At 58.0% G+C, this 4,599-nt stretch carries 8 protein-coding genes; 3 read left to right on the top strand and 5 right to left on the bottom strand.

Annotation, left to right across the window (positions count from 1 at the left end; translation table 11 throughout):
• Nucleotides 1-402: CoA-binding protein (locus ABYT07_RS19175; protein WP_372993620.1), on the top strand; the 402-nt coding region annotated here is incomplete at its 5' end.
• Nucleotides 403-498: 96 nt separating this feature from the next.
• On the opposite strand, the gene ABYT07_RS19170 is transcribed toward ABYT07_RS19175, so the two are convergent.
• The 3 genes from ABYT07_RS19170 to hisA form a co-directional block, all read right to left on the bottom strand.
• Entirely contained in the window at nt 499-804 is a 306-nt protein-coding gene (locus ABYT07_RS19170) for a phosphoribosyl-ATP diphosphatase (RefSeq protein ID WP_372993619.1), read from the bottom strand.
• On the bottom strand, nt 801-1,562 hold the full coding sequence (gene hisF, locus ABYT07_RS19165; protein WP_372993618.1) for an imidazole glycerol phosphate synthase subunit HisF: 762 nt from the start codon (nt 1,560-1,562) through the stop codon (nt 801-803). The genes ABYT07_RS19170 and hisF overlap by 4 nt, the downstream gene beginning before the upstream one ends.
• 104 nt (nt 1,563-1,666) lie before the next feature.
• A complete protein-coding gene (gene hisA / locus ABYT07_RS19160) occupies nt 1,667-2,383 on the bottom strand; it encodes a 1-(5-phosphoribosyl)-5-[(5-phosphoribosylamino)methylideneamino]imidazole-4-carboxamide isomerase (protein ID WP_372993617.1) in 717 nt (238 codons plus the stop codon).
• A gap of 143 nt (nt 2,384-2,526) precedes the next feature.
• On the opposite strand from hisA, the gene ABYT07_RS19155 reads away from it, so the two are divergent.
• On the top strand, nt 2,527-2,916 hold the full coding sequence (locus ABYT07_RS19155; RefSeq protein ID WP_372993616.1) for a DUF2147 domain-containing protein: 390 nt from the start codon (nt 2,527-2,529) through the stop codon (nt 2,914-2,916).
• A gap of 138 nt (nt 2,917-3,054) precedes the next feature.
• Entirely contained in the window at nt 3,055-3,447 is a 393-nt protein-coding gene (locus ABYT07_RS19150; RefSeq protein ID WP_372993615.1) for a DUF2147 domain-containing protein, read from the top strand.
• Nucleotides 3,448-3,588: 141 nt separating this feature from the next.
• On the opposite strand, the gene hisH is transcribed toward ABYT07_RS19150, so the two are convergent.
• Both hisH and ABYT07_RS19140 read right to left on the bottom strand, forming a co-directional pair.
• A complete protein-coding gene (hisH, locus tag ABYT07_RS19145; RefSeq protein ID WP_372993614.1) occupies nt 3,589-4,227 on the bottom strand; it encodes an imidazole glycerol phosphate synthase subunit HisH in 639 nt (212 codons plus the stop codon).
• A 3-nt stretch (nt 4,228-4,230) separates the two neighbouring features.
• On the bottom strand, nt 4,231-4,599 hold a 369-nt coding region (locus ABYT07_RS19140), incomplete at its 5' end, for an imidazoleglycerol-phosphate dehydratase (protein WP_372993613.1).

The following is a 4,599-nucleotide window of genomic DNA, read 5'->3' as shown; positions in this document are numbered from 1 at the left end:
GTTTCCATGAACCCCGTGCGCCCAAGTTACTTTGTTGCGCGATATCTGAAACTTAAAGGGTTTGATGTGGTCCCCGTGAACCCGGTGCATGAAGGCGAAATGCTGTTTGGCGCGCGCGTGGTCGGGAGGCTTGGGGACATCGAAGGTGGGGTGGATATGGTTGATATCTTCCGCCGCTCGGACGCGGTGCCCCCGATTGTGGAAGATGCATTGGCCGCATTTCCGAATCTACAAACGATCTGGATGCAGATCGGTGTTGAGCATGCAGAAGCAGCAGCACTGGCGCAGGCGCGGGGGGTCACGGTTATTCAGAACCGCTGCCCCAAGATCGAGTACCAGCGGCTTTTCGGTGAGTTGCGCATGGGCGGGTTCGCAACCGGGATCATTTCGAGCAAGCTTTGATATCAGGACGGGTTTGCCTGCGGCAGCGGTGCATGGGGGGCTAGCGCCCCGACGACGATGTCGCCTCCCCCCAGGATATTTAAGAGCCAGAGAAGTCTAGCGAGATTCTTTTTCAGCGATGCCGCTTTGAGTTTGGCGGCGGGTCAGTTCATCCATCACGTCGCTGAAGGGCACATCGCGCGCGGCGAGCATCACCAACAAGTGGTAAAGCACATCTGCCGCTTCGGACGTCAGCGCGGGTTTGTCGTTTTTCACGGCTTCGATGATGGCCTCGATGGCCTCTTCGCCGAATTTCTCAGCACATTTTTCGGGACCTTTTGCCAGAAGCTGTGCTGTCCAGCTGCTGGAAGCGTCGGCGGTTTTACGTGCTAAGATTGTGTCGTAGAGGTCGTTCAGGGTCATGTCAGCCTCATCGGGATGCCGGCGGCGGCCATGTGGCGTTTGGCCTGAGCCACGGTGAATTCACCAAAGTGAAAGATCGAGGCGGCCAGCACGGCGGAGGCACCGCCTATGGTCACACCTTCAACAAGGTGATCAAGGGTGCCGACGCCGCCTGAGGCGATAACAGGCACGCTGACAGCGTCAGAAATGGCGCGGGTCAAGGGCAGGTTGAAGCCTTGTTTCGTGCCGTCGCGGTCCATTGAGGTCAGCAGGATTTCCCCGGCACCTTTGGCTGTCACGAGTTTGGCAAATTCTACCGCGTCGATGCCGGTGGGTTTGCGGCCCCCATGGGTGAAGATCTCCCATTTCCCCGGTGACACGGTCTTGGCGTCGATGGCGCAGACGATACATTGGCTACCGAATTGATCGGCAGCTTGGGCGATGACATCGGGGTTAGCGACCGCTGCGGAATTGAAGCTGACTTTGTCCGCACCTGCCAGCAGCAGGGCGCGCACATCGGCCACGGTCCGCACGCCGCCCCCGACCGTCAGGGGGATGTAGCAGTGTTCGGCGGTGCGGGTGACCAGATCGAACATGGTGCCGCGGTTTTCATGGGTGGCGTGGATGTCGAGAAAACACAGTTCATCCGCGCCGGCGGCATCATAGGCGATGGCAGCATCGACCGGATCGCCTGCGTCGCGCAGGCCGACAAAGTTCACGCCCTTGACCACACGGCCATCGGCGACATCGAGACATGGAATGATGCGGGTTTTAAGCATGTGCCGTGTTTAGCGGGGCTTGGGCGAGGGGGCAAGCGAAGAGCGGGGGGCCGTCTGCCCCCCGGTTCCCCCCGAGGATATTTAAGAGCCAGAGAAGCGGAACGTTAGGAGAGCGCTTTGAGGGCGGCGGCCAGATCAATCGCCCCGTCATAGAGCGCGCGGCCAGAGATTGCGCCGGAGATGACTTGGGTCTCCTTGAGCGCAATCAGGTCGTCGAGCGAGCTGACCCCCCCCGATGCGATAACGGGGATCGAAACGGCACGCGCCAGCGCGGCGGTGGCGTCAATGTTTGGCCCACCCATGGCACCGTCGCGCATGATATCGGTATAGATAATAGCGGCGACGCCTGCGTCTTCGAAGGATTTGGCAAGATCGGTCACCATCACATCGGTTTCTGTCGCCCAGCCCTTGGTGGCGACGCGGCCGCCACGTGCGTCAATGCCAACGGCGACCTTGCCGGGAAAGGCACGGGCGGCTTCGCGGACCAGATCGGGGTTCTCAACAGCAACGGTGCCAAGGATCACGCGGGCGAGCCCTTTGTCCAGCCATGCTTCGATCGTGGCCATATCACGGATGCCGCCGCCAAGCTGGGCCGGGACATCGCATGATTTCAAGATTGCTTCGACGGGGGCGGCGTTGACAGGTTTGCCCTCAAAGGCACCGTTGAGATCAACGAGATGCAGCCATGTGCAACCCGCATCGACAAAAGCGCGGGCCTGTGCGGCGGGATCATCGTTAAAGACGGTGGATTGGTCCATGTCGCCATGTACAAGGCGAACGGCCTGACCGTCTTTGAGGTCGATTGCGGGATAAAGGATCATGGCGTTGCCCTTGCGTTAAATGATTTCCGGTCAAATCGCATGAGGCGGGGGGATTTGCAACGCAGGTGCAGGCTCCGCCACGTCAAGCTTGCCTGAAACGCTGCTTTCGAGCCAGTCTGCTGCAGTCTTTGGGAGGAGCTAAAATGAAGAACGTGTTTTTTACTGCGGCATTGGTGATTGGTTTCGCGGGGGGCGCGCAAGCCGCTGATCCTGCGTTGGGGGTTTGGAAAACTGCCGTAGATGACGGTGCCTATGCCCATGTCCAGATGACGCCATGCGGGTCGGCTGTTTGCGGGACGATTCAGCGCACCTTCAAAGATACAGGCGAATACAAGTCTGAAAACATTGGCAAACAATTGGTGATCGGTATGGCCCCTGATGGGACCGGAAACTATGCAGGCAAGGTTTGGCGTCCGTCCAACAACAAAATCTACATCGGGAAAATGACGGTTTCGGGCGATCAGTTGAAGCTGTCGGGCTGCATTGCAGGTGGTTTGTTGTGTTCGAAACAGGATTGGACCCGTGTTCAGTGAAAATTAACAAGCCCTTCTGATCAATCGAGAGGATTTGCTAGAATCATCACCTGAGAGTATACTGGTGTCGCGCCTTGGTTTTTTGGTGCGGTGCCAAAAAATTGTGAGGCATGTGTATCGCTTTGGGGAGTGATGCAAATGATTATCAAAAAGAGTATTACTCTAGCGACCCTTTTGTTTGGTCTATCGGCCCCGCTTTCTGCGGATGTGGTAGAAGGTGTTTGGAAGTCTGCGCCCGATATTAACGGTCTTGTGGTTCATGTGCGTGCCAAGCCATGCGGTTCTGCGCTGTGCGGGGTTGTCGAGCGTGCCAAAGATCGCCGTGGGTATGACAAACGGTCATCGGCGGTCGGCAAGCGTGTGTTCTGGGACATGATCAGGCAGCCGGACGGCAGTTATGCCGGGACCTTGCTTGAACCATCTGCACATCAGACAGAGGCAGCCACCATGCTGGTGCAAGGCAACGCGTTGCATTTACAAAAATGTGAAGATGCGTCGTGTGACGTACTGATCTGGACTCGACTGCGCTAGGCTGACGGTCCCATATCAAATGGTAGGTAAAGCCTGACAGGTGAATCTGTCAGGCGCGTTTTGCGGTGCTTGAACACCGGAACGGACCGACCAACGCTTTGGGCCATTGACCCGGGCAGGGGGTGCCTGGTTCTGCGTGGTTTATGGCCGCCAATTTAGAAAATTGGCGATCATCCTCAAACCGATGGCTTGGCTTTTTTCGGGGTGGAACTGCATGCCCAGCATGGTGTCGCGGCCAATCACGGCGGTGACGTCGCCCGCATAATCCACATGGGCAAGGCGCTGTTCCGGGTTCGCCACAACCATGTGAAAGCTGTGCACAAAATAGGTGTGATCCCCGGTCGCAATGCCGTCAAAAACCGGGTGAGGGTGGTCAATGACCAGATCGTTCCAGCCCATGTGCGGTACCTTGAACGTTGGATCGGAGGGGGTGATTTTGGTCACCTCTCCTGCAATCCAATCCAGCCCTTGCGTGTCTTCGTATTCGCGGCCCCACGTGGCCATCAACTGCATGCCGACGCAGATGCCCAGAAACGGACGTCCTTTTTGTTCGACCGCTTCGACCATGGCCGCATAGATGCCGCTTTTGCCCTTGAGCGAAGCCATACATGACGGAAATGCACCATCGCCGGGCAGCACCAAACGATCCGCACGCGCAACCACATCTGCATCAGCGGTCACAACGACCTCGCCTGCGTCGGTTTCGCGGGCCATGCGTTCAAACGCCTTGTGGGCGGAATGCAGGTTACCTGATTCGTAGTCGATAATGGCCGTCAGCATCGCTTACAACGCACCCTTGGTTGACGGGATGTCACCCGATTTGCGTGGATCAACCTCGACTGCTTCGCGCAGGGCGCGGGCGACCGATTTGAAAGCAGCTTCGGCGATGTGGTGGCTGTTTAATCCGTGCAGCATATCCACATGCAGCGTGATGCCGCCGTGGGTGGACAGCGCCTGAAAGAATTCGCGCACCAGTTCAGTGTCAAAGGTACCGATTTTCGAAGTCGGCAAATCCACGTTCCAGATCAAAAATGGCCGCGCGGACAGATCAAGCGCGGTGCGCACCAAGGCGTCATCCATCGGCAGCAGGCAGGCCCCGTACCGGCGGATGCCGCGCTTGTCGCCCAACGCCTTGCTCAGCGCTTGGCCCAG

Source organism: Sulfitobacter sp., from assembly GCF_041552635.1.
Classification (GTDB): domain Bacteria; phylum Pseudomonadota; class Alphaproteobacteria; order Rhodobacterales; family Rhodobacteraceae; genus Sulfitobacter.
Note: the sequence above shows the minus strand (reverse complement) of the source record. Positions and strands in the feature narration are given on the sequence as shown.